We start from the raw sequence: 24436 nt of genomic DNA, 5'->3' as shown, positions 1-24436 counted from the left end.
GGCGCCAAAAAATAGCTGCCAAAAAGCGTAAGCGCAAGATTCTAACCGATTGATCCGCGCTTGTCTGCATCTGTCGGACGAAGCGCCAATGCTACAATTTTTGGCTTGAGTCCGGCCCGCCGCGCCAGCGTTGCGCGCGTCGACGGCCTTCCCGCCTGCCCTTTCCCCACACGCCAATCCTGTGAATTTCGACGAATACTGCCAGCAGAAAGCAGCGCTGCCCGGTTCGAGCACTTACTATGCGCTGCGCCAGGCGCCCGCTGCGGGCCAGCCGCTCCTCACCGCGCTGTTCGCGCTGCGCCGCGAGTTCGAGGAGACGGTGAAGGAGACCAGCGATCCGACCATCGGCCGCACCAAACTCGCCTGGTGGCAGAACGAACTCGCTGCGCTGGCTGCGGGCTCGCCGACGCATCCGGTGGCCAAGGCGCTGGCGGCCTATCTGCCCGACGTCGCGGCAAGCTATCCGGCGTTGCAGACTTTGCTCGCCGGCTACGAGATGGATCTGGACCAGGCGCGCTACCTCGACTACCCAAACCTGCGGCGCTACGTGCAGAACGTCGGCGGCACGTTCGCCACGCTCGTCGCGCGCGCTACGGCGAAAGACCCGGCTCAGGCGGCAAGCTGGGCCGCGCCGCTCGGCGAAGCGCTGCAACTCGCGCAGATGATCGGCGAGACGGGCAACGATGCGCGCCACGGTCGCATCTATATTCCGATCGACGAGATGCAGCGGTTCAACGTGACTGCGGCCGATCTGATCAATCGCAAATACACCGACGCGTTTACCGAGTTGATGCGCTTCGAAACGCAGCGCGCGCGCGCGGCATTGCAGGTGGCGCTGGCGGCCGTGCCGGCGAGCGAGCGTCGCGCGCAACGCACGTTGGTGGCACAGGCTGCGTTGACGCTGGCGCTGCTCGATGAAATTGAAAGCGACGGTTATCACGTGTTGCATCAGCGGATTGCATTGACGCCGATCCGCAAGCTGTGGATTGCCTGGCGCGCGCGATAACGCGACCGCTCGCTGTCATACCCGCAGCAGCGGGAACGGTTCGAAGCGCTGCTGCAAGATCGACGTGGCGTCGAGTCCCCACCAGTCGCCGAGCACGGTTGCGTAAAGTTGCCGGAAATCGACGCCGACCGGCAGATTGCCGTTGCCGTCGAGCCGCGCGAGTTCCGGCGCGACCCCATGCAAACCGCCCTGCACCCGCCCGCCCATGACGAAATGCGGCGCCACCGTTCCGTGGTCGGTGCCGTTACTCTGATTCTCGCGCGGTCGTCGTCCGAACTCGGCGTAGGTCATGACCAGCGTCTCGTTCCAGCGGCCGAGTTCGACTAGCGCCGACTGCATCGCGACGAAACCTTCCGCCAGTTGTTTGAGCAGCGCCGCCTGCTGGCCGGGCTGGTTCTGATGCGTGTCGAAACCGTTCAACGTCAAACGGATCACCGCCACGCCCTGGCCGCGCCGCGGTTGTCCTTGCGACGTGTCGCCCGCGGCCAGCACCTGCATCGCCGTCCTGATCGAAGTCCCGAACGCGCCGCTGGGAAACACTGTCTGCAAAGGCGTTTGCGTTTGAGTCGGGCGCAGGCGGTCGGCGGCCTTCACGATGTCGTTTTCCACGTCGAGAATGTGCGCGAGCTCCGGGTTGCGCTCGTGCAGCGACACGGGTGTGGCGAGGTGCGCCGCGCGGACGAACTGGGCCGGATTGACGAGCGCGATGGCGCGCGCACCGTTGGCGAGCGGGCCCATTTCCGCGCTGCCGATCACCACGCCGTCGGCCGCGAAACCATTGGGAACCGGCGCCTGCGCGAAGGCGCGCGTGAGCCAGCCTTCGCGCAGATATTGATCGGCGCGCGAGGCCGTGTCCCAGATTTCGATCGAGCGGAAATGCGAGAGGTTGGGTTGCGCGTAGCTCACGCCCTGCACGATCGCGAGTTGCCGGCTCTGCCACAGCGGCATCAACGCCTCGAGCGACGGATGCAGCGCAGTGCGTTCGTCGAGTTGAATCGCCTGATCGCGCTTGATGCCGATATTTTTGCGCAGCTGATAGTACGTCGGGTCGGCGAAGGGAATCACGGTATTCAAACCGTCGTTGCCGCCCTTCAGCTCGACGAGGATCAGCAGGTTGTCGTAGCCGCGCGCGGACGCCGATGAACCCGGCGGCTGGAGTAGCGGCTGCGCGCCGACAGCACGCGGCAGCCAGAGCGTCGCGCCCGCTGCCGCGCCCAACGAAAGGAAACCACGTCGCTTCATGCTGCACCTCGTTCGGTTCGTGCGCGCCGCGCGCTCGCTTCAGCCGCTCATTTCAGTTGATACGCGGGGTCCATCAGCAGGGCTTGCAGATAGGCATTCGCACTCGCGCCGGTTTCGATCGCATCGACCGGTGCGAGCGGCAAGACTGCGTGCTGCAACTGGAGTTCGGCCGAGAGGCCAGGCTTCGTCATCGGCGCCAGCCGGTATTGCGAGAGCCATGTATCGATGTCGAAATGCACGCCGCCGCGCCGGACGGGTCGGAGCTGATTCGTCAAGATACGAGTTGCGTCGGTGGCGTTGCTGGCCATCACCGGCTGCGCGGTCTGCATGGTCATCTTGCCCGGCGCTTCCGTCGCGCGGAACAGCCGTTCGACGAACTGCTTGCGCGCGAGCAACGTGGAACTGTTGATCCACGTGGTGCCGCCCGGCCAGCCTTTGACATTCGGCGGATAGAACAGGTTTTCGCCGAGCGTGCGGATTTGCGCGGCAAACGGCGCGGTGTCGTCGTAGTCCACGTCGAATTCGCGCAGCGTGCCGACCACGAATTCCACCGGCGACTTCACCAGCACGCCGCGATTGTCTTCGTCCCAAAACGCGTTGCTCAGGAACAGCGCACGCAGCGCCACGCGCACGTCGTCATGACTCGCGCGAAACCGCTCGGCGATCGGCGCGATCGCGGCCGCATCCGGCGTATCGGAGACGAACTCGCGCCACAGCCGGGTCGTGACGAAGGTGGCCGTTTCCGGTTGATCGAGCAGGATGTCGAGCATCTGGTCGCCATCGAACGGACCGGTTCGACCGAGCACGGTCTTCTCGCCGTCGTCGTGCTGATTCGCGCGCCAAACGTAGGCTTGCGTATCGGCGTCGAGACTCCAGCCCGTGTATGCGCGCGCGGCTTCGGAGACATCGCGCTGCGTGTAATTTCCTTCGCCGAGCGTAAAGAGTTCCATCACTTCGCGAGCGAAGTTCTCGTTCGGCTTGCCTTTCCGGTTGCCCGCGCCGTCCAGATATTGGAGCATGGCCGGGTCTTTCGCGACGTCGTGTAGCAACTCGCCGAAGCGACCCAGCGCATCGCGGCGCAACAGCCGGTTTTGCTGCGCCATCAGTTGCGGATACGCGACCTTGTCCTGACCCGAAGTGAAGTGGTTATGCCAGAAGAGCGTCATGCGTTCGGTCAGCGGCGAGGGCGTCACGAGCATCTCACGCACCCACCATGCGCGTAATTGTTCGTAACGCTGCGTACGCAGCCGCTGCTCGGCATGACGCTCGTCGACGCTCCATCCGCGGCGTGTGTCGCGCGTCGGGATGGGTTCGCTCGCCCACTCGGGCAGCGGTGTAACGGCTTCGGTTCGCGTGTTGGCGAGGATCCTGTCGACCGCCTGCTCGCGCGTGAGGCCAATGTATTGCGCGAGTTCGGCGTTGTCGGGCGCGAAGCCGGTTCGCGTCAGAAAGAAGCGCGCGTCTTCGGGGTCGAGCACTTCCTGGTTGCTGGTCGAAGCAACGGTCGCCGCAGCCGCTGCAGACAGTTTGTCGCGCGAACGGTGGGTTGGACTGAGTTGGGCGGCGGTCGCGACGAGACTGCCGCAGACGACGGCGAGTGCGCTAGCGAAGACCGCCACACGGATGCCGCTATAACCTGAAGGTAGCCATTTCTTCATGAATTTGTGACAGACTCGCACGTCGGTGGTCGCGGCCAGGCACGAAAATAGCTAACGCTTGTAGAGTTCGCGCACGGCATCTTCGATATGCTGGCGCAACAGGCGTCGTTCGTCGGGCGTCATATGACCATCACGACGACGTTGATCCAGATCGGGGGGAACTACGGTGCGCAACATCACGTCGGATGCCGGACGCTCGGTTTCGAAGGTGCGCCGGCTTGCTCTGGCGCCGCTGGCGCGGGAGCCGCGTTCGTTTTCAACTCTGTTCGCGACGCGGTCGGCAGAAGCCTGGGCGAAGGCGACCGTTGGTCGCAGCGTGCCTGCAAGCGTACCGGCAACCGCCAGTGCAATCACGCTCAGGCGCACATTCGGCCAAACCCCTCCCTTCATGTTGTTCCCTTCGTGGCGCGGCAAACGACGACCTCAAATGCGTATGCGGACCCCGATGACGAGCCGGGTGCAAGAGTTTTAGTCGAGTGGAGTATCCACCTAACAGCCGCAATCAGTAAAGGAGTCTACCTGCCCATGCTTTACGTCGTGCCACCGCGCGGGTAAATTTTGTAACCGACTGTAACCCGGTAAATGATGCAACCGCGCTCCACTTTCTAATCGCGCTAAGATGCCGTCCATGGAAACTAAAAACCCTTCGAAAATCCTCGTCGTCGACGACGATCCACGCCTGCGCGATCTGCTGCGCCGCTACCTCGGCGAACAGGGCTTCAATGTCTATGTCGCCGAGAATGCGCCGTCCATGAACAAGCTCTGGGTGCGTGAGCGCTTCGACCTGCTGGTGCTCGATCTGATGCTTCCCGGTGAAGACGGGCTGTCCATCTGCCGCCGCCTGCGCGGCAGCAACGACCGCACGCCCATCATCATGCTGACGGCCAAGGGTGAAGACGTCGACCGTATCGTCGGACTCGAAATGGGCGCCGACGACTATCTGCCCAAGCCATTCAATCCGCGCGAACTGGTCGCACGCATTCATGCCGTGTTGCGCCGCCAGTCGCCTTCGGAACTGCCGGGCGCGCCGTCCGAAACCACCGAGGTGTTCGAGTTCGGCGAGTTCGCACTGAATCTCGCCACGCGTACGCTCACCAAGGCTGGTCAGGAAATTCCGCTCACCACGGGCGAATTCTCGGTGCTGAAGGTGTTTGCCCGCCATCCGCGCCAGCCGCTGTCACGCGAAAAGCTAATGGAACTCGCCCGAGGCCGCGAATACGAAGTGTTCGACCGCAGTCTCGACGTGCAGATTTCGCGTCTGCGCAAGCTGATCGAGCCGGACCCGGGCAGCCCGCGTTTCATTCAAACCGTGTGGGGTCTGGGCTACGTGTTCATTCCCGACGGCGCAGCCTGAGTTTGACCCCGGGTTTGTTCTCGCCTCCCGCTGTTGTTTCCAGATAAGAAGGGCCCATGCGGATCGACCGGCGCCTCCTGACGCTCGCGTTCGGCGGCCTTTTCTGGCGGACCTTTCTGTTGATCGCACTGTTGATCGCAGTCAGTCTCGCCGCGTGGTTCCAGAGCTTCCGGGTGATCGAACGCGAGCCGCGCGCGCAGCGCGTGGCCTTGCAACTGGTCGCCGTCGTGAAGCTCACGCGCACCGCTCTCCTCTATTCCGATCCCGACCTGCGGCGCGCGTTGCTGCAGGATCTGGAGAGCAATGAAGGGGTGCGCGTGTATCCGCGCGAAACCACCGACAAGTACAAGCTTCAGCCCGACGAGTCCCTGAACCGCCTGATCGAACACGACATTCGCGGCCGGCTCGGCGACGACACCGTCATTGCGCAGAGCGTCAACGACATTCCCGGCGTGTGGATCAGCTTCAAGATCGACGACGACGATTACTGGGTCGCGCTCGACCGCGATCAACTCGATAACGCCACGGGCCTGCAATGGGCCGGCTGGGGCGTGTTCGCGCTCGCGCTCTCGCTGTTCGGCGCGGCGTTCATCACGAGTCTCGTGAACCGGCCGTTCGCACGTCTCGCGATGGCCGCGCGCAAGGTCGGCTCGGGGCAATCGCCAGAACCGCTGCCCGAGCGCGGCATGGGCGTCGCCGCCGAGACCAATCGCAGTTTCAACCAGATGGTGCAGGACCTCGAGCAGCTCGAAGCCGATCGCGCGCTGATGCTCGCGGGCATCTCGCACGATCTGCGTACGCCGCTCGCGCGCTTGCGGCTCGAAACCGAAATGAGCCCGTCCGATCAGTCGACCAAGGACGCGATGGTCGACGACATCGAGCAGATGGACATGATCATCGGCCGCTTCCTCGATTACGCGCGGCCGGTGCAACGGGTGCCGGAACCGGTCGATCTGTCGGTGATCGCAAGCGAACTCGCCGCGCGCATGCAAAGCGAGGACAGCATGCGGCTGATCACCCGCCTCGCGCCTTCCGCCGTGATCGAAGCCGACGAAACCGATATGCGCCGGGTGGTCGGCAATCTGCTGGAAAACGCCCGAAAATATGGATTGAGCGACGGCGACGGCATTCCGCACGTCATTCTGGAAACGCGCGTCTCGCACTCGCGGGTGGAGTTGTCGGTGGTGGACGAAGGCCCCGGCATTCCCGAAGATCAACTCGCGCTGGTCACGCGGCCGTTCTATCGCGTGAATTCGGCGCGGACGCAAGCGAACGGTACCGGACTCGGCATGGCCATCGTGCAGCGGCTGGTGGGGCGTTATCGCGGTGCGCTGCGCTTGCGCAACCGCACGCCGCTACCGGGGCTCGAAGTGACGATCGAGTTTCCGCTGGCTAAAGGAGTTTAGCGGCGCTCGATGACTCGCGGCGCTTAGGGATTCGCGCCGCTCAAGGCTTCGATGCGCTCAACGCTTCACGAGCAACACCGCCGCTTGCGCTTCGATCCCCTCGCCGCGGCCAAGATAACCCAGTTTCTCGTTGGTCTTCGCTTTCACGTTCACGCGATCGAGCGGCAGATCCAGATCGGCCGCGATATTCGCGCGCATCCCTTCGATATGCGGCGCCAGCTTCGGCGCCTGCGCGACCACGCTGCTATCCACGTTCGCGATATCGAAGCCCGCCGCTTTCACGCGCGCGACACATTCGCGCAGCAGAAGCCGGCTGTCCGCGCCGGCGAACTTCGCGTCCGTATCGGAGAAATGACGGCCGATGTCGCCCATCGCCGCAGCGCCGAACAACGCGTCGGTAATCGCATGCAACAGCACGTCCGCGTCCGAATGACCGAGCAAGCCGCGCTCGTAAGGCACCGTCACGCCGCCGATGATCAGCGGACGCCCCGGCACCAGCGCATGTACGTCGTAGCCCTGCCCAATTCTGAAATCCATATGCGTGTAGTCCGCTCGATTGAAAAGTAAGTGGTCGAATTACGAAGCCGCCGTCGCGGCCGTCGCGGGCCGGGACAGAATCGCCTCGGCCAGATCGAAGTCTTCCGGGTAGGTCACCTTGAAGTTGCGCAAGCTGCCCTGCACGAGTTTCGGCGCATGCCCCGACCATTCGATCGCGCTCGCTTCGTCGGTCAGATCGTGGCCGTCGGCCTGCGCCTTCAGGATCGCCTCGCGCAGCATGCCGATGCGAAACATCTGTGGGGTCTGCGCCTGCCAGAGTCCGTCGCGGGCTTCGGTGCGGGCAATGCGGGCATCGGACGCGGGGTCGATGCGCTTCAACGTATCGGCGACCGGCAAGGCCATGATGCCGCCCACCGGGTCGTCCTTCAACGCGCCGACCAGCGTGCGGATCAACGCGGGCGTGATGCCGGGCCGCGCGGCGTCGTGGACCAGCACCCAGTCGTCGTCGCGGGCGCCAAATCCGGCGAGCGCGTGCAGGCCGTTCAGCACCGACGCCTGGCGCGACGCGCCGCCGTCGCGACGCACCGCGAAACGCAGCCGGCCGAAGCGGCGGCCATCGAAATGCTGGTCGCCCGGTGCGATGACCAGCAGGGTCTGCGCGAACTCGCTGCACGCGTCGAACGCGGCCAGCGAGTAATGCAGCATGTCGCGACCGGCGACAGTGCGGTATTGTTTGGGCATCGCGGCGCCGGAACGGCTGCCGGTGCCAGCGCACGGAATCAGGGCAAAAAGACGGGAAGTCACGAGTGCGGACGCCGCGAGGTCAAAGTAAAGGACGGATTTTATAATAGGTCCTTCGCATTCATGCTCCGAGCCGCGTAAGCTTGCCGATCACGGGTGAGCCCGAGGCCGCTTTTTCTCTTCTATGCCAGACAACGTCGCTTCATCGCAGTCCTCCCCGCCCGTCGCGCTCGTCAAGGCCGGCCAGCGTTTCGCCTTCGACGGCACGCATGGCTCGTCCGATGCGCTCCTGATCGCCCGCTACCACCTGGCCTATCGCACGCAGGTGCCGTTGCTCGCCGTGGTCTGCGAAAGCGCCGTCGACGCCCAGCGGCTCGCGCAGGAAATCGGTTTTTTTGCGCCCGAAGCCCGCGTGCGTCTGCTGCCGGACTGGGAAACGCTTCCTTACGATACCTTTTCACCGCATCAGGATCTCGTCTCCGAACGCCTCGCCACGCTGCACGATCTCGGCGAAGGCCGCTGCGACATCCTGCTGGTGCCCGCCACCACCGCGCTGTATCGCATGCCGCCGGCGTCGTTCCTCGCCGGTTATACGTTTGCGTTCTCGCAAGGCGAGCGGCTCGACGAAGCGCGCCTGAAAGCGCAACTCACACTCGCCGGCTACGAACACGTAAGCCAGGTCGTGCGGCCCGGCGAATACTGCGTGCGTGGCTCGCTGCTCGACCTGTTCCCGATGGGCTCGCCGCTGCCGTACCGCATCGACCTGTTCGACGACCAGGTCGATTCGATTCGCGCGTTCGATCCGGACACGCAACGCAGCCTGTATCCGGTCAAGGACGTGCGCCTGCTGCCGGGCCGCGAATTCCCGTTCGACGAAGCCGCGCGCACCGCGTTTCGCAGCCGCTGGCGCGAGACGTTCGAGGGCGATCCGAGCCGCGCATCGATTTACAAAGACATTGGCAACGGCGTGCCGTCGGCGGGCATCGAGTATTACCTGCCGCTGTTTTTCGATGAAACGGCAACGTTGTTCCACTATCTGCCCGAAGGCGCGCAACTCGCGTTCGTCGGCGATCTGGAAGCGGCCATCCGCCGCTTCACCAACGACACGAAGCAGCGCTTCAACTTCCTCTCGCACGATCGCGACCGGCCGATTCTGGAACCGGAGCGGCTGTTTCTGTCCGACGAAGATTTCTTCACGTTCGCCAAGCCGTTCGCGCGTCTCGTGCTGCCGGCCAATGCCGGCGGCGGCTGGTCGACGCCGCTGCCCAACCTTGCGCTGGACCGTCACGCCGACGACCCGGCGCTCGCGCTGCGCAGCTATCTCGCCAGCACGCCGAACCGCGTGCTGTTCGTCGCCGAATCGGCCGGCCGGCGCGAGACGCTCTTGCAACTGCTCGCCGACAATCATCTGAAACCCGCGTCGAGCGACAGCTTCCAGGACTGGCTCGCTAGCGACGCGCGCTTCTCCCTGGGCGTCGCACCGCTTGCGAACGGCTTTGCGATTCCGGTGGACGGCATCGCCATCATCAGCGAAACGGAGTTGTACGGGCCGCTCGCGCGACGCACCGGACGGCGGCGCCAGGAACAGGCCAGCAACGTCGATTCGATGGTGCGCGACCTGTCGGAGCTAAAGGTCGGCGATCCGGTCGTGCATTCGCAGCACGGCATCGGCCGCTACATGGGTCTCGTCACCATGGACCTGGGCGAAGGCGAAACCGAGTTCCTGCACCTCGAATATTCGGGCGACAGCAAGCTCTACGTGCCGGTCGCGCAGTTGCATGTCATCTCGCGCTATAGCGGCGCCGACCCGGAAAGCGCGCCCTTGCATTCGCTCGGCTCCGGTCAGTGGGAAAAAGCGAAGCGCAAAGCCGCGCAGCAGATTCGCGACACGGCTGCAGAATTGCTGAACCTGTATGCCCGCCGCGCGTTGCGCCAGGGTCATTCGTTCAGCCTCGAACCGAAAGACTACGTGAAGTTCGCCGAGAGCTTCGGCTTCGAGGAAACGCCCGATCAGGCCGCGGCCATCGCCGCCGTGATCGGCGACATGACGAGCGGCAAACCGATGGACCGGCTCGTGTGCGGCGACGTCGGCTTCGGCAAGACCGAGGTCGCGTTGCGCGCGGCGTTCATCGCGGTAATGGGCGGCAAGCAGGTCGCGCTGCTCTCGCCCACCACGCTGCTCGCCGAGCAGCACACGCAAACCTTCACCGACCGCTTCTCCGACTGGCCGGTGCGCATTGCCGAACTGTCGCGCTTCAAGTCGACCAAGGAAGTGAACGCGGCCATCCAGCAGATCAACGACGGCAGTGTCGACATCGTCATCGGCACGCACAAGCTGTTGTCGTCCGACGTGCAGTTCAAGCGGCTCGGACTGGTGGTGATCGACGAGGAGCATCGCTTCGGCGTGCGTCAGAAAGAGGCGCTGAAAGCCTTGCGCGCGGAAGTCGACGTGCTCACGCTCACCGCCACGCCGATTCCGCGGACGCTCGGCATGGCGCTCGAAGGACTGCGCGATTTCTCGGTGATCGCGACCGCTCCGCAGAAACGCCTCGCCATCAAAACCTTCGTGCGCCGCGAAGAAGACAGCGTGATTCGCGAAGCGATGCTGCGCGAGCTGAAACGCGGCGGCCAGGTTTACTTCCTGCACAACGAAGTCGAGACCATCGAGAACCGCCGGCAGATGCTCGAAGCGCTGGTGCCCGAAGCCCGCATCTCGGTCGCGCACGGCCAGATGCACGAGCGCGAACTCGAGCGCGTCATGCGCGACTTCGTTGCGCAACGTGCCAACGTGCTGCTGTGTACGACGATTATCGAAACCGGTATCGACGTGCCGAGCGCCAACACCATTCTGATTCACCGCGCCGACAAGTTCGGGCTCGCACAGTTGCACCAGTTGCGCGGTCGCGTGGGTCGCTCGCATCACCAGGCGTATTCGTATCTGCTGGTGCACGATCCGCAAGGCCTGACCAAGCAGGCGCAACGACGGCTCGAAGCCATCCAGCAGATGGAAGAACTCGGCTCGGGTTTCTATCTGGCCATGCACGACCTGGAAATTCGCGGTACGGGCGAAGTGCTCGGCGACAAGCAGTCGGGCGAGATCCACGAAATCGGCTTCCAGTTGTATACCGACATGCTCAACGACGCGGTGAAGGCGCTCAAGGAAGGCAAGGAGCCCGATCTCACCGCGCCGCTCGCTGCGACCACCGAGATCAATCTGCACGCGCCGGCCATCTTGCCAGCCGACTATTGCGGCGACGTGCAGGAACGTCTGTCGCTCTACAAGCGGCTCGCCAATTGCGAGCACAACGATTCGATCGACGGCATTCAGGAAGAGCTGATCGACCGCTTCGGCAAGCTGCCGCCGCAGGCGCAGGCGCTGGTCGAAACGCATCGTCTGCGGCTCGCGGCGAAGCCGCTGGGCATTTCGAAGATCGATGCGGGCGAAGCGGTCATCGGCCTGCAGTTCATTCCGAACCCGCCCATCGACGCAATGCGGATCATCGAGATGGTGCAGAAGCACAAGCACATCAAGCTCGCGGGTCAGGACAAACTGCGCATCGAAACCCGCACGCCGGACCTCGCGGTGCGGGTCGCCACGGTCAAGGAGACCTTGCGTGCACTCGGCGCGCCGACCAAAGGCGCGGCAACGCCGGTTGCAACGCGATGACAGCGCAATGATGGCGAGTTGATGACGCCATGACCGACGTCATGGCGACGAAACCGCTTAAAACCCTCTACGTATAGCGTTTTTCTCCTATGCTGCGGCGCGCAAACGCGCTCCGCAGCATACGGCCGGATTATTTTTGGGTATGATCGATAGACTCAAAATGCAGGAGTCACGCCATGTCGCACGTCGTCGAATCGCAGTCCAGCAGTTCTTCCGCTTCCTCGTCCGCCTCTGCTTCGAAGTCCTCCCCCGCCACACCCGCTTCGCTTCCCTGGGTCACCCGCCTCGTGTCGATGGACACGGTCAGCCGCAATCCGAACCTCGGCCTGATCGAAACCGTGCGCGACGAGTTGCGCGCAGCCGGCGTGGAAGCCACGCTCACGCACGACTCCAGCGGCAAGTGGGCCAACCTGTTCGCGACCATTCCGGCGCACGACGGCGAGACCAATGGCGGCGTCGTGCTATCGGGCCATACCGACGTGGTGCCGGTGGACGGCCAGGATTGGGAGAGCGACCCGTTCAAGCCGGAGATTCGCGGCGACAAGTTGTATGGCCGCGGAACTTGCGATATGAAAGGTTTTATCGGTGCGGCGCTGACGCTCGTGCCCGAGATGCAGCGCACGAAGCTCGCCAAGCCGATTCACTTCGCGCTGTCGTTCGACGAGGAAGTGGGTTGTGCAGGCGCGCCGCTCATGCTCAACGATCTATTGAAGCGCGGCGTCAAGCCCGAAGGCTGCATCGTCGGCGAGCCGACCAGCATGCGGCCTATCGTGGCGCATAAGGGCATCAACGCCTACCAGTGCTGCGTACGCGGCCAGGCCTCGCACTCGTCGCTGACGCCGAAAGGGCTGAACGCCATCGAGTACGCCGCGCGTCTGATCTGCTATATCCGCGATATGGCCGATCAGTTCCGCGAGCAAGGTCCGTTCGACGAACTATACGACGTGCCCTTCACGACCGCGCAAACCAGCACGATCGTCGGCGGTAACGCCATCAACACGGTGCCGGCCGAGTGCAAGTTCCAGTTCGAATTCCGCAATCTGCCCACGCTCGACCCGGAACCCATCTTCGCCCGTATCGATCAGTACGCCCGCGAAACGCTGCTGCCGAAGATGTTGCGCGAGCACCCGTCGGCCGCCATCGAAATCACCAGGATTGCTGCGGCGCCCGGGCTCGATTCGTCCGAACAGGCCGCCATCACGCAACTCGTGCGCGCGCTGACCGCCGACCAGGACAAGCGTAAGGTCGCGTACGGCACCGAAGCCGGACTGTTCTCGCTGGCAGGCATTCCGAGCATCGTGTGCGGGCCTGGCGACATCCAGCAGGCGCACCGGGCCAACGAGTTCGTCGCGCTCGATCAGCTGGTGGAATGCGAACGTTTCCTGCAGAAGTTCGTGCACAGCATGTCGGTCGACGCACACGCACGTTGAAACCGCACGGCGTGGCGTTAACGAAAGCGCCGCCACGCTGGATGAACTTCTAATCCCACGTCACCGCTCTACCATGTCAACGGCCACACCGCAGCACTCCGATCACACCATCGACGGCGAGCCGATTCCCACGCTCGACGACATCGCCGCGCAGCATTTTGCGCTCACGCCCTGGGTGACGCGAACGCCGGTTTTCGACCGGCTCGACTTCGCATCGCTCGAAGGTACGCTGGTGAATTTCAAGTTCGAGTTGCTGCAGTCGGGCGGCAGCTTCAAGGCGCGTGGCGCGTTCACCAATCTGCTCGCGCTCGACGAAGCGCAGCGCAATGCGGGCGTAACGTGCGTATCGGGCGGCAATCACGCGGTCGCGGTTGCGTATGCGGCTATGCGGCTTGGCGTCAGCGCCAAGGTTGTGTTGTTTCGCGCCGCGAATCCGGCTCGCGTCGCGTTGTGCCGGAAATACCAGGCGGAGATCGTGTTCGCGGAGAACATCGCCGAAGCCTTCGATCTGGTGCGCCGTATCGAAGCCGAGGAAGGCCGCTATTTCGTGCATCCGTTCAACGGTTATCGCACGGTACTGGGATCGGCCACGCTCGGCTACGAATGGGCGACGCAGACGCCGGACCTCGAAGCGGTCATCGTGCCGATTGGCGGCGGCGGACTCGCGGCCGGCGTCGCCACTGCCATGCGTCTCGCGAATCCCCAAGTGCATGTGTATGGCGTGGAGCCCGAAGGCGCGGACGCGATGGGTCAGAGCTTCGCGGCCAATCACACGGTGAAGCTGAACGCGATGCACGGCATTGCCGATTCGTTGATGGCACCGCATACGGAACAGTACAGCTATGAGTTGTGCCGCCGTCATATCGATCAACTGGTCACGGTTTCCGACGACCAGTTACGCGCGGCCATGCTCATCCTGTTTGGACACCTGAAGCTGGCCGTCGAGCCAGCCTGTGCTGCGGCGACTGCCGCCTTGCTCGGTCCGCTGCGCGAGAAGCTGCAAGGCAAACGCGTCGGCGTTCTACTGTGCGGGACCAATACCGATCCGGTCAGTTTTGCCGCGCATATAGAGCGTGCGCGTCAGAGCGAGTCACAGTTTCCAGATTGAGAATCGATGGGTATTTTCCTGTGCCAAGGCCCTATAAAGAGCCGCTAAAGGGCTAGCCTATCCGTCTCAGGTTGGTATCATTCTCTGTCAACTTTACGGAGGAACCCCTATGAGCATGATCCAGGAATTCAAGGAATTTGCCCTCAAAGGCAACGTGATGGATCTGGCAGTCGGTGTGATCATCGGCGGCGCGTTTTCCACCATCGTCAATTCAGTTGTCAAAGACCTGATCATGCCGGTTGTCGGACTCGCCACCGGCGGCCTCGATTTCTCCAACAAGTTCATCCGCCTCGGCGACATTCCACCTAGCTTCAAAGGCAGCCCCGAGTCGTATAAAGACTTGCAAACGGCGGGCGTGGCGGTGTTCGGCTACGGTTCGTTCATCACCGTGGCAATCAACTTCATCATTCTCGCGTTCATCATTTTCCTGATGGTGAAGTTCATCAACAATCTGCGCAAGCCGGCTGAAGCCGCGCCGGCCGCGCCGCCGCCCACGCCGGAAGACGTGCTGCTGCTGCGCGAAATCCGCGATTCGTTGAAAGACTCGCCGCGCTAAAACAAAAGCCGGTTTGCGTGAAACGCAAACCGGCTTTTTCAATGGTCGAGCAACGCTCGAAGCCTTCACCTCAAGCTTCTTTCTGCGCCTTCAGATTCACCGCCCCTTCTATCATCGTCTCCAGCTGACCGAAATTCACCGGCTTCGTCAGATGTGAATTGAAGCCCGCGCTCAGACAGCGTCGCACGTCTTCATCGGTACCGAAACCCGTCAATGCAACGGCCGGCGCATCGGAATGCACGCGGAACGCCTTGATGAAATCGAGCCCTGTGCCATCGGGCAATCCCACGTCACTGACAATCAGATCGAAGCGTTTGAGTTGCGTCGCGGCCAGCGCATCGTCCACGCGCCCGACGGTCGTCACATCGTGACCGAGGCTCTGGATCAGTTGCGCCATCACTTCAGCGGTATCCGCGTGATCCTCGATCAGCAGAATAGTCAGGAGACCGCTCGGATGGATCGCGTCGGGCACAATCACAGGCGAAGTTTGCGCGGGCTCGGCCGCGGTCGGCAGCGTGATCGTGAAGGTCGCGCCGCAGTGAGCGCCAGGGCTTTGCGCGACGACCGTGCCGCCGTGCACGTCGGTGAGCGCCTTGGTGATCGCCAGACCCAGGCCGAGCCCGCCAAACTGGCGCGTCATGTTCTGGTTGCCCTGCTCGAACGCGTTGAATAGCTTGCCGATCTGCGCGGCTTCGATGCCGATGCCGGTGTCCTCGACTGAAATCTGCAAGTGCATGCGCTCGTCGCGCGTACGCACATAAATATGCCCACCGTCCGGCGTGAACTTCGCGGCGTTGCGGATCAGGTTCCATAGCATCTGCTGCAAACGGGCGCGGTCGGCGAGCACATAGTGATGGCGCGCGTCCTTATGCACGTGCACGTCCTGCTGCTTGACCTGAATTTCGCTGCGGAACAGTTCGAGCACGCTGTCCATCACGTCGTGCACGTCGACGGTTTCCAGCGACAGTCGCAGCTTGCCGTTCGCGACTCGCGTGAGATCGAGCAGATCGTCGATCAGCCGCGCTTCCAGTTCGACATTGCGGCGAATCATGCGCACGCTCGCGCGGGCCTGGTCCGGCAAATCGGGGATCATCTCGAGCACGCTGGCACCGGCCAGCACCGGCGTGAGCGGCGTGCGCAATTCATGCGACAGCATCGCCAGAAAACGATCTTTGGCGCGATTGGCTTCTTCCGCGGTCTGCCGCGCGGCCTGTTCCGAGGCCAGCAGACGCTCCCGCTCTTCGATCGCCTCGCGCTGCGAATGGATGTCGGTCCAGCTACCGAACCACTTGGCAACAACGCCCTCGGCGTCACGCATGCCCACTACGCGCGCATCGAACCAGCGATATTCGCCATCGTGGCGACGCAGCCGCATTTCGTGGTGGTAATCGCCGCCGTCGCCCGAGAGCGTCTTGAGCCAGTTGCGGCGAACCGTCTCGCGATCGTCCGGATGCACGGCGTCGAGCCACGCCATGCCGTAGACGCTGCTTTCGGCGAGACCCGTGTAGTCGTACCACTGCTTCGACAGAAAATCGCAGTCGCCCGTCGCGTTGCAGGTCAACACGAGATGCGGCAACGCTTCGGACAAGGTGCGGTAATGCTGCTCGCGATCGCGCAGCAGCAGCGCTTCGTCGGAGGCGCGTTGCAGGCGCACTTGCGAGAGCACGCGCTCGACCGCTTCGGGCAGGTAATCGAGGTAGTCGCCGGACTTCGGCACGACGTCCGACACACCCGCGCGCAATGCTTCGATCACCCGCGATTCGTCGGTGAAGCCGGTCACGAGGATGGCGGGAATCCGCACGCCCTCGGCGCGCAGACGGCGGAAGAAGTCGAGCCCGGTCTCCGGCCCGCTCAACTGATAGTCGAGCACCAGCAGGTCGGGGCTGCCGGCGGCGAGTCGCTCGCGCGCCGCTTCGACGCCGGCGCAGATGGCGACCCGGCAACCGGCGCGTTCGAGCGACTTGCGCGCGAGCCGCAGGATCCCTTCGTCGTCGTCGACGACCAGGATGTAGGCGGCGGGCAGCGTGGATACTTCTTCGGTCATGCGTAATCTTCTCTGGCTGGGAGCGACTCGATTATCTTGTCACGCGCGGCTTTCGGAAAGCTGCACGTGAAGTTTGCATCACGGCGCCGCGAGGCGCTGGCCGGGCGGCAGCTTGACGACCTGCAGGAAAAACCCGAGCCGCCGCACGGCTTCGATGAACGCGTCGTACTCTACCGGCTTGGTGATGTAGACATTGCAGCCAAGCTCATAACAACGGGTGATTTCGCGGGGATCGTCGGTGGTGGTCAGGACGATCACCGGCACCGCGGCGGTCTGCGGCGACTCTTTCAAACGCCGCAGCACCTCGAAGCCATCCACGCGCGGCATTTTCAGATCGAGCAGCACGACGAAGTTGGTCAACTCCTCGCGCGCCGGACGCACCAGCGGCACCGCGCGGCCGACCTCGGCCGAGGCGGTCGATGCCGACGCCGACGCCGACGCCGACGCCGGTCCAAAAAAATAATCGAGCGCCTGCTGGCCGTCGCGAAAGCGCACGAACCCGTTTGAAATTCCCGCACGGCGCAGGTTGCGCTCGACCAAAGTAGCGTGGCCGTCGTCGTCTTCGATCAGCACGATGCTGACCGTATCCCCGTGACTCATTTACGCTCCCGCTCAGGTTTCGGTTATGCGTACTGCTCTTACTCGATGTTTTTGCCGCGGTTATTTCGCGGGCCTTCACTTCGTGACATCCGTTTCAACGACGCGCGGGCTGCTCCGGCAACACCACGAAAAACGTCGAACCCGCCCCTTCCGCCGACTCGACCCAGACGCGTCCGCCGTGCCGCTCGACGGAGCGACGCACGAGCGCGAGGCCGATACCCTCGCCGCTCGCGATATCCCCATGCAGCCGCTGGAACGCGCGGAACACCTTCGACATATACGCGGCCGGAATGCCGAGGCCGTTGTCGCGCACGTAGTACGTGCGCATGCGGACCGCGGTGATGCCGTCGGCGGAACCGGTGCCGTTGCCGATACCGTTGCCCGTAGCGTGATCGGCCTCGACGGCCGGCTCCGGCTCCAGGGCGCCCACTTCGATGCGCCCGTGCCGCGCCGGATCGAGGTAATTCAATGCATTGCCGATCAGGTTGACGAAAATCTGTTCGACCGCTCCCGGGTCGCCCCACACGGGCGGCAACTCGCGCACCGTCAGCATCACGCCGCGCTGTTCGATGCTGGTCTGCAGCGTGGCGACGACCCGGCTCACGACGCGCCCGACATTCACACGCTGCCACTGATATTCGAGCCGCCCCGCCCGCGAAATACGCAACAGCGCCTCGATGATCGCCGCCGCCCGCGTCACCGCGGTCCGCAGATACTGCAGCGACTCGCGCACGTCGCCGTCGAGAATCTGCGTCAGCCGGCGGCGCTCGGCGTCGGTCAGTTTCGCCTCGGCGACCAGACTATCGAGTTCGTCGCACGATACCTGCAACTCCTTCGAAAAGCCTTGCAGATTCACCAGCGGCGAGCGCAAATCGTGCGACACGCTGTAGATGAACATCTCGTTGTCCTGCGTCTCCTGGCGCAACTCCTCGTTGACACCTGCCAGCTCGCGGGCCCGGGCTTCGAGCCGGGTTTTCAGCTCGCGTTGCTCGACTTCGGCGGACTGCAGACGCGCGTCGGTCTGATGCAGCACGGCGTCGAGCGCCGCGATTTCGTCGTTGCCCGACAGCGGCGCCGCCAGCGACCGGCCGCGACCGAGGCGTTCGGCATTGCCGGTCAGCACTTCGAAACGCCTGCCGATGCTGCGCGCGAAGACGATCGCGGTGCCTGCCCAGATCAGCATCGACCCCAGCACGGCCGCGATCAATGCGGCCTGCTGACGGGCCCGCCGGCGCGCGAGCGCCGCGCCGCGGGCGTTGTCGAGCCGCGATGCTTCGGCGTCGAACTGCGCCAGCTGCTCGCGAAACTGTCCGATCTGCTGCGGCAGCGCACCCTGTTCCAGCGCGACGAACGGTTCCAGACGATCGCCCGCACGCAACGCCTGAGCGATGGCGACACTTTGCAGACGATACGAATCGATCGCCCGCTGCATCGCGTGCACCCGTTCCACCTGCTGCGGTGCATCGGCGACCAGCGTCTCGAGCTTTGTCAGACGGTCGCCGAGATCGACCCACACGGTGTGCCGGTCGATGAACGCCGGGTCGCCCGCCACCATGCCCGTGCGCACTCGCGCCGCCTGTCGCAACAGTGGATCGACGAGCGCCGCCGATTGATAGAGGATCTGCTTGCTGTTGGCCACCCAGACCGCGGCCTGTGCGGCCTGCTGCTGGGTATCGAAGACGACGCCCAGCAGCGTCAGCTCGACCAGGCTCGGCACGGCAATCAACAGCAGACCCTTGGTGAATAATTTCATGTTCGTCGGAAGGGTCGTTCAAGCCGCGGCGGCGCATCCGATTGCCCGCAACTCACCGAACCGGCAATTCGCTGCGCATAAAGCCGGGCAAACCCGGCGTGGTGCGGCCGGACGGGCCATTATCGACGTGAATTCGAGATATTTCAACGTAGCGAACCTATGCGCCCGACCATACCAAAGTGACATTTTTTATTGGTATACGATGTTTTTTCCGCGGCGCGTGCGTCTATGATGGAGACCAGCTGTTTTGGAAGTGAAAGCGCGCGGCGAGGCGGTTCGGCATGATTCGTGCGGGAAACGGTGTGACGACGGTGGCGTCGAATCATCGTGAATCCGGCTTGGTCGTATGCTATAAAAGATCGACGTGCGGCGCGCGAAGCCGGGAGTTGTCGCATGAGGACGCTGCGTTTCTTGCAATTCTTTTTCAGGCGAATTTTTATGTCCTTCCCGAAAAAGCGCAGGCGCGTGAAGGTGGACGGCGATGAGTCGTTCCTCGCGGTGCTGCGACATTTCAAGCCGTTCGGCCAGCTCGACACCAAAATTGCGCGCGCCCGCGCGCAAGACGAGCCGGTTCTCTATGCTCACGCTCTGCCAGGTCTGGACGTGCTCCTGTGCAGCGTGCGTGGCGCTCAACCGCCGTATCCCGCCCCCGCGGAACTCCGGCGCCGCTGCATCGAATCGATTACCAATGCGCTCGAACAGCCGCTCGACGGTCTCGAGAACGGCGGCTACTGGTACGAGGCGGATGGTTTCGGCTTTCTCGTTTTTGCCAGTCGCGCACGCGGCAAGATTCTCGCGGAATTTGGTGCGACTCGTGTGAGCGGCACTCGTCGCGGGATTCGCCGGCAGGACGCGGCTGGGGATGCAGCACCGCGCTCTCTCAGATAAGCGGCCAATCTTCCTGTCTTACTGCCGATACCGGCAATCAAAAAAAGTCACGCCGCTGCGAATGCTTCGAGCGGCGTGACTTTCTATTTCAGCTCCATCCAGCTGCGACGGCCGGATTCACATCTTACGATGCGCCATGACTCGTCTGATGCGGCGAGGCCGTGCCGCCGGCGCGTGTGCCACGACCGGTATCGAACCGGTCGAAGCGACCGCGCGCGGGCGGTACGCTGATCAACCACAGGAACACGAACGACAGTCCGCCACCCAAGGTCCACGTCCACCAGTCTGCGGGCAGGATCGACATATCAGTTCCCCTTGTATTGCGCCGCATTGGCCGGCGGCACCGCCGCCGGCTTACGATCGGCGGCCGGCGCCGTCGTGCTGCCCGACGACTTGTTGACCGGCGCGCCGTCCAGAGAGATAGCCGCCTTCGGCGCCTGCTTGACGCCCGGCGGCGGCGCCGTCGGCGCCTGCCGCACCTGCGAGAGCAACTGCGCGCAAGGCAGCGGCTTGTTGTTGCTCGGCGCGAGCAACGGAATCAGCGCCGCGAACGGGTTGATCAAACCGAGTCCCACCGCCGCGCCACCGCGCAATGCGAGCGCGGCTGCGTCCACGCCGACGTGCGGGTCCTTGAAGGTCCCCTTCACGTACAGCGGCGAGCGCAGCGAGAAGACCCGGAAGCCCTTCGTATGCGGATGAATGCCGAGGTCCATCGACTCGTCACGCAGGTTCACGTTGCCGTCGATGTCGATCACCGCGTCGTCGGTATCGAGTGCGAACACGCGCGAATCGAGCACGCCGTTGGTGGCGACGAAATCCGCGGCCGCGCAGTTGATCTTCACGTCGCGCTTGCCGAACAGTTTTTCGTACACCACGTTCGCCACGTTCAGGCCGGCCGCTTCCATGTACAGACGGCTCACCGTGCCGTCCGTGACCAGCGCCTTGATCTCGCCGTTCGAGGTCGCCGCCAATGCCGCCGGTGAATTGCCCGTTGCGCTCAGCGCTGCATCGCCGTTGATTTCCCCCAGCGCGCTCTGCATGGTCTTGACGTTCGGGAACAGCTGCTTGAGCTTCAGGTGACGCGCCGAAGTCGAAAAGCGTCCCTTCAGCGGCGTGGTACTGCCGTCGAGATGAATGTTCGATGCGAGCGATCCACCCGCCACGCCGAACTTCAACGGTTCCAGCGAGAGCACACCGTCGCTCATGACGATATGCGTGTACAGGTCGGTGATCGGCAGATCCGGGTCTTTCAGAATGCGCCGGCCGGTGAACTTCACGTCGGCGTCGATTGCCTTCCAGCGGTCGGTGCGGAACTCTTCGACCGGCAGCACCTTGTTGCCCGGCTGCGCAGTCGCATCGCCGCGTTTAGCCTTGCTCGCGTTAGAGTCGGCGCCGATCACCGGCGCCAGATCCGAGAATTGCAGCAGATGCGAAATCAGTTCGCCCTGCAGCAGCGGACGCGGCTTGCGTGCCGTATAGGTCAGCGAGCCGTTCAGATCGCTGCCGCCCACCCGGCCTGTAAAATTTTCATATTTGAAGATGCTGGCGCCCGGCTTGAAATGCCCGACGAAGCGCCCTTCGGTCGCATACGGCGGCGTATCCGGCAGGGTCACGCCCGTCAGCGAATAAAGGCGCGCCATGCTGTTGCCCTGCAGCCAGAGCCGCAGGTCAACCCCGGCGAGGTGCGTCGGGTCGTTGATCGTGCCGACCAGACCCACGTGCAGGTCGCCCGCCTTTACGTCGGCTTGCACCGGGAACGGCCGGTTTGCGTCCTGCAAGGCGAGCACGCCGCCGACCTTGCCGCTACCCGACACCGGCGTCTTGTTGTACGTGCCTTTGACCGTCCAGCCGATCGCATAGGGCGGAATCGCCGGTTTGGCCGCGCTGCCCGACTCAGCGTCGCTAGCCGACGACGCGCCGGATGCGACAGAGGTCACCGCACTCGTGCCGCTGGCCCCTTCGGATCCACCGGCGACCAGTGCGCCGGATGCGCCCGTGGCCCCCGTCGTGCCGGACGCCGTGACATCCGTCGACGAAGCGCCGGACGCCGCAGCCGCAGATGCAGCCGCCGCCTCCGAGGCCGCCTGCGCGGTTGCCTGCGCCTTGAGTTTGCTGGCGCCCGCCTTGCCGATCGCCTCCGCGGACGCACTGCGCGACGCCGCTTCCTGCTGCTTCATGGCCTCGCCGATCGGAATCGGCTGGCCGAGCGTATCCACGACCATCTGCAGGTCGACCTTGTTCTGCTGATCGGCGAGCGCGACGTTGCCCTTGGCAAACGCGATGTCGTGCAGTTCGAGCTTCCACTCGGACGGGCCGCTCGACGATGCCAGCTTGAACGTCCAGTTATTGCGTCCATCGAACACGCGCTCGAGGTCGACGGAAGGATTCACGAGATTGATTGCGGGAATTACGATGTCATGCGCGAGCAGCGGCAGCACCTCGACCTGGAAGTCGATTTCATCGAGCGTCGCGAATTGCGGGCGCTTGGCCCAGTCCGGATTGCCCACCGTGATATTGGCTGCCGAGAACCGCGGCCAGGGCACCCACGCGCGCCAGCCGGTCTCGCCCACCGGATGCCGCCAGCCCACCTTGAGGTCGCCATTGATGGCGAACGGCCGGCCGATGGCCTGAGTGACCTTGTCGTTGATATAGGGCCGTGCCCGATTCCAGTCGAAGGTCAGAATGAAAATCGCCAGGGCTGCAATCAGAATCACGATGACTGCCACCAACCATGCGATGATTTTTCCGATGCGCCTGCCAGTCGTGCTCGACACTGCCATTGAGAGGCTCCGCGGGTTTTTATACGTTGCTGCTCGGGCAGCACGTTGCGTGCCCGACCGATAGCGCATGACCGCCTAAGACCTGTCGATTTATCATGCGGCAGCCCGATACCTCTTCCCTACGTGCCCATGCCGGATTCACCCCTCGTTCTCGCCGACGATATCGCACGGCGCGACGCGTCGAGCGGCGCGTTATTGCTACAACCGACCGACTTCGCTTTGCAAGCCGGCGACCGCGTCGCCATCACCGGGCCATCCGGCTCGGGCAAGAGCGTGTTTCTGCGCGCGCTCGCGCTGCTCGATCCACTCGATGCGGGAAGGGTCCTGTGGCGTGGCGCGAGCATCGGGCGCGGCGCGATCCCTCGCTATCGACGCAGCGTCGCGTATCTGCGGCAGCGGCCGGCGTTGATCGACGGCAGCGTCGAAGACAATCTGCGTTATCCGTTCACGTTGCGCGCGTATCGCGACGCGCGTTTCGATCGTGCGCGCGCGGCCCTGCTCGTTGGACAGGCGGGCCGCGGTCCCGGCTTCCTCGACAAGCGCGCGAGCGAATTGTCCGGCGGCGAAGCGCAGATCGCCGCGCTGATCCGCGTGCTGCAACTCTCACCCGAAGTCCTGCTGCTGGATGAACCGACTGCATCGCTCGCCCCGGAATCGTCACAAGCCATCGAAGCGCTGGTGCATGCGTGGTTTGCCGATAACGACGACGCCAGCGCGACCGCTTCCCGCAAGCACGCATCCATCTGGGTCTCGCACGATCCGGCGCAGGCCGCGCGCATGAGCCAGCGGCATCTGAGCATGCGCGCCGGCGTGCTGGACGAAACGGCATCCGCAGCGTCGCTCCCGCACGAGGCGCGCGCATGAGCCTGCAAAACCTGAGTCTCTGGGACGTCGCGATCGCAGCGCTGCTGATCGTGGTCAACGGCGCGATATCGGTCGCGCTCAAGCTCGATCTCGAACGCCGGCTCGCGTGGGCGGCCGTACGCACCGTCGTGCAACTGCTGGCCATCGGCTACGTGCTCGGCTGGGTGTTCCGCTACAGCCACTGGTTCGTGGTGCTGCCGCTGATGATCGCGATGACGCTGATCGCGGGCTTCGCCGGCGCGCAACGCGGCAGCCGCACTTACGCCGGGCAACGCGCGGACAGTGTCCTGTCGATCTGGGTCAGTGCGTGGCTGGTCGGCGCCGTCGGACTGTTCGCGGTAATCCGCATTCACCCATGGTACGAACCGCAATACGCGATTCCGATTCTCGGCATGATCCTCGGCAACACGCTGACGGGTGTCTCGCTCGGGATAGAACGGATGATCGAGGAACTGACCGCGCGGCGCGATCGGGTGGACATGGCACTTGCGCTCGGCGCCACCCGTTGGGAAGCGGCGCAGGACCCGGCGCGCCAGGCCGTGCGGGCCGGCATGATGCCGACGCTCAACCAGATGGCGGTGGTCGGCGTCGTGAGCCTGCCCGGCATGATGACCGGTCAGGTACTCGCCGGACAGTCGCCGCTCCAGGCGGTGCGCTATCAGATCGTGATCATGTTCCTGATTGCCGCTTCGTCCGCCTTGGGGACGGTGGGCGCCGTGCTGCTCACGTACCGCCGGCTGTTTTCGGCCGAGCACCGGTTTCTGTCGGCGCGACTCGTGGAACGCACGGCGCGGCGCCGCCAAGGAAGTCCGTGACGAAGCCGCCGGCTTGCCGTCGAAGC

The 24436-nt window shown here is 64.0% G+C and carries 20 protein-coding genes; 10 read left to right on the top strand and 10 right to left on the bottom strand.

The window, feature by feature from the left end:
- Nucleotides 1-181 precede the first annotated feature (181 nt).
- Nucleotides 182-1006, top strand: a complete 825-nt coding sequence (locus FQ746_RS31860; protein WP_144113785.1) for a squalene/phytoene synthase family protein — start codon at nucleotides 182-184, stop codon at nucleotides 1004-1006.
- 15 nt (nucleotides 1007-1021) lie between these two features.
- Here FQ746_RS31860 and FQ746_RS31855 read toward each other — a convergent pair whose 3' ends face one another.
- From FQ746_RS31855 to FQ746_RS31845, 3 genes are read right to left on the bottom strand one after another with little or no spacing between them, the layout of a single operon-like run.
- On the bottom strand, nucleotides 1022-2248 hold the full coding sequence (locus FQ746_RS31855; RefSeq protein ID WP_144113784.1) for a DUF1501 domain-containing protein: 1227 nt from the start codon (nucleotides 2246-2248) through the stop codon (nucleotides 1022-1024).
- Between the two features lie 47 nt (nucleotides 2249-2295).
- Nucleotides 2296-3906, bottom strand: a complete 1611-nt coding sequence (locus tag FQ746_RS31850; protein ID WP_144113783.1) for a DUF1800 family protein — start codon at nucleotides 3904-3906, stop codon at nucleotides 2296-2298.
- Between the two features lie 51 nt (nucleotides 3907-3957).
- A complete protein-coding gene (locus tag FQ746_RS31845) occupies nucleotides 3958-4296 on the bottom strand; it encodes a hypothetical protein (RefSeq protein WP_144113804.1) in 339 nt (112 codons plus the stop codon).
- 229 nt (nucleotides 4297-4525) lie between these two features.
- Here FQ746_RS31845 and ompR point away from each other — a divergent pair, with 229 nt between their 5' ends.
- Together ompR and FQ746_RS31835 are read left to right on the top strand one after the other, a co-directional pair.
- Nucleotides 4526-5260, top strand: coding sequence for a two-component system response regulator OmpR (gene ompR, locus FQ746_RS31840; protein WP_409932452.1), 735 nt, complete (start codon nucleotides 4526-4528; stop codon nucleotides 5258-5260).
- Nucleotides 5261-5316: 56 nt separating this feature from the next.
- Entirely contained in the window at nucleotides 5317-6666 is a 1350-nt protein-coding gene (locus tag FQ746_RS31835) for an ATP-binding protein (RefSeq protein WP_144113782.1), read from the top strand.
- Nucleotides 6667-6723: 57 nt separating this feature from the next.
- Here the strand turns inward: FQ746_RS31835 and ispF are convergent, their stop codons facing one another.
- Both ispF and ispD read right to left on the bottom strand, forming a co-directional pair.
- Complete coding sequence (ispF, locus tag FQ746_RS31830; RefSeq protein WP_144113781.1) at nucleotides 6724-7203, bottom strand: 2-C-methyl-D-erythritol 2,4-cyclodiphosphate synthase; 480 nt, start codon at nucleotides 7201-7203, stop codon at nucleotides 6724-6726.
- Nucleotides 7204-7242: 39 nt separating this feature from the next.
- Nucleotides 7243-7968 carry a 2-C-methyl-D-erythritol 4-phosphate cytidylyltransferase gene (ispD, locus tag FQ746_RS31825; protein WP_144113780.1) on the bottom strand — a complete coding sequence of 242 codons (726 nt, stop codon included), beginning with the start codon at nucleotides 7966-7968 and terminating at the stop codon, nucleotides 7243-7245.
- A gap of 121 nt (nucleotides 7969-8089) precedes the next feature.
- Between ispD and mfd the strand changes: the two genes are divergently transcribed.
- The 4 genes from mfd to mscL all read left to right on the top strand — a co-directional run bounded on the left by mfd (nucleotide 8090) and on the right by mscL (nucleotide 14666).
- Nucleotides 8090-11572, top strand: coding sequence for a transcription-repair coupling factor (gene mfd / locus FQ746_RS31820; protein ID WP_144113779.1), 3483 nt, complete (start codon nucleotides 8090-8092; stop codon nucleotides 11570-11572).
- Between the two features lie 176 nt (nucleotides 11573-11748).
- Nucleotides 11749-13002: an acetylornithine deacetylase gene (argE, locus tag FQ746_RS31815; protein ID WP_144113778.1), complete on the top strand. Its 1254-nt coding sequence runs from the start codon at nucleotides 11749-11751 to the stop codon at nucleotides 13000-13002.
- A gap of 73 nt (nucleotides 13003-13075) precedes the next feature.
- The gene (locus FQ746_RS31810) at nucleotides 13076-14110 is read left to right on the top strand and encodes a threonine/serine dehydratase (RefSeq protein ID WP_144113777.1); all 1035 of its coding nucleotides are present in this window, start codon (nucleotides 13076-13078) and stop codon (nucleotides 14108-14110) included.
- A 109-nt stretch (nucleotides 14111-14219) separates the two neighbouring features.
- Complete coding sequence (gene mscL, locus FQ746_RS31805; RefSeq protein WP_144113776.1) at nucleotides 14220-14666, top strand: large conductance mechanosensitive channel protein MscL; 447 nt, start codon at nucleotides 14220-14222, stop codon at nucleotides 14664-14666.
- 70 nt (nucleotides 14667-14736) lie between these two features.
- Here mscL and FQ746_RS31800 read toward each other — a convergent pair whose 3' ends face one another.
- From FQ746_RS31800 to FQ746_RS31790, 3 genes are all read right to left on the bottom strand, one after another.
- Nucleotides 14737-16710 (bottom strand): response regulator, encoded by a 1974-nt coding sequence (locus FQ746_RS31800; protein ID WP_144113775.1) that lies wholly within the window; start codon nucleotides 16708-16710, stop codon nucleotides 14737-14739.
- 78 nt (nucleotides 16711-16788) lie between these two features.
- Nucleotides 16789-17310, bottom strand: coding sequence for a response regulator (locus tag FQ746_RS31795; RefSeq protein WP_144113774.1), 522 nt, complete (start codon nucleotides 17308-17310; stop codon nucleotides 16789-16791).
- A gap of 94 nt (nucleotides 17311-17404) precedes the next feature.
- Nucleotides 17405-19063, bottom strand: coding sequence for a sensor histidine kinase (locus FQ746_RS31790; protein WP_144113773.1), 1659 nt, complete (start codon nucleotides 19061-19063; stop codon nucleotides 17405-17407).
- 393 nt (nucleotides 19064-19456) lie between these two features.
- Between FQ746_RS31790 and FQ746_RS31785 the strand changes: the two genes are divergently transcribed.
- Nucleotides 19457-19951 carry a hypothetical protein gene (locus FQ746_RS31785; protein ID WP_144113772.1) on the top strand — a complete coding sequence of 165 codons (495 nt, stop codon included), beginning with the start codon at nucleotides 19457-19459 and terminating at the stop codon, nucleotides 19949-19951.
- Nucleotides 19952-20075: 124 nt separating this feature from the next.
- Here the strand turns inward: FQ746_RS31785 and FQ746_RS31780 are convergent, their stop codons facing one another.
- Nucleotides 20076-20255: a hypothetical protein gene (locus FQ746_RS31780; RefSeq protein ID WP_144113771.1), complete on the bottom strand. Its 180-nt coding sequence runs from the start codon at nucleotides 20253-20255 to the stop codon at nucleotides 20076-20078.
- Nucleotide 20256: 1 nt separating this feature from the next.
- Nucleotides 20257-22731, bottom strand: coding sequence for an AsmA family protein (locus FQ746_RS31775; protein ID WP_144113770.1), 2475 nt, complete (start codon nucleotides 22729-22731; stop codon nucleotides 20257-20259).
- A gap of 129 nt (nucleotides 22732-22860) precedes the next feature.
- On the opposite strand from FQ746_RS31775, the gene FQ746_RS31770 reads away from it, so the two are divergent.
- Together FQ746_RS31770 and FQ746_RS31765 are read left to right on the top strand one after the other, a co-directional pair.
- Nucleotides 22861-23595 (top strand): ATP-binding cassette domain-containing protein, encoded by a 735-nt coding sequence (locus FQ746_RS31770; protein ID WP_144113769.1) that lies wholly within the window; start codon nucleotides 22861-22863, stop codon nucleotides 23593-23595.
- Nucleotides 23592-24410: an ABC transporter permease gene (locus FQ746_RS31765; RefSeq protein WP_144113768.1), complete on the top strand. Its 819-nt coding sequence runs from the start codon at nucleotides 23592-23594 to the stop codon at nucleotides 24408-24410. Before FQ746_RS31770 ends, FQ746_RS31765 begins: the two co-directional genes overlap by 4 nt.
- Nucleotides 24411-24436 lie beyond the last annotated feature (26 nt).

Origin of the sequence: Paraburkholderia sp. BCC1886 (assembly GCF_900996245.1) — a bacterium.
In the GTDB taxonomy this organism is placed as follows: domain Bacteria; phylum Pseudomonadota; class Gammaproteobacteria; order Burkholderiales; family Burkholderiaceae; genus Paraburkholderia.
Note: the sequence above shows the minus strand (reverse complement) of the source record. Positions and strands in the feature narration are given on the sequence as shown.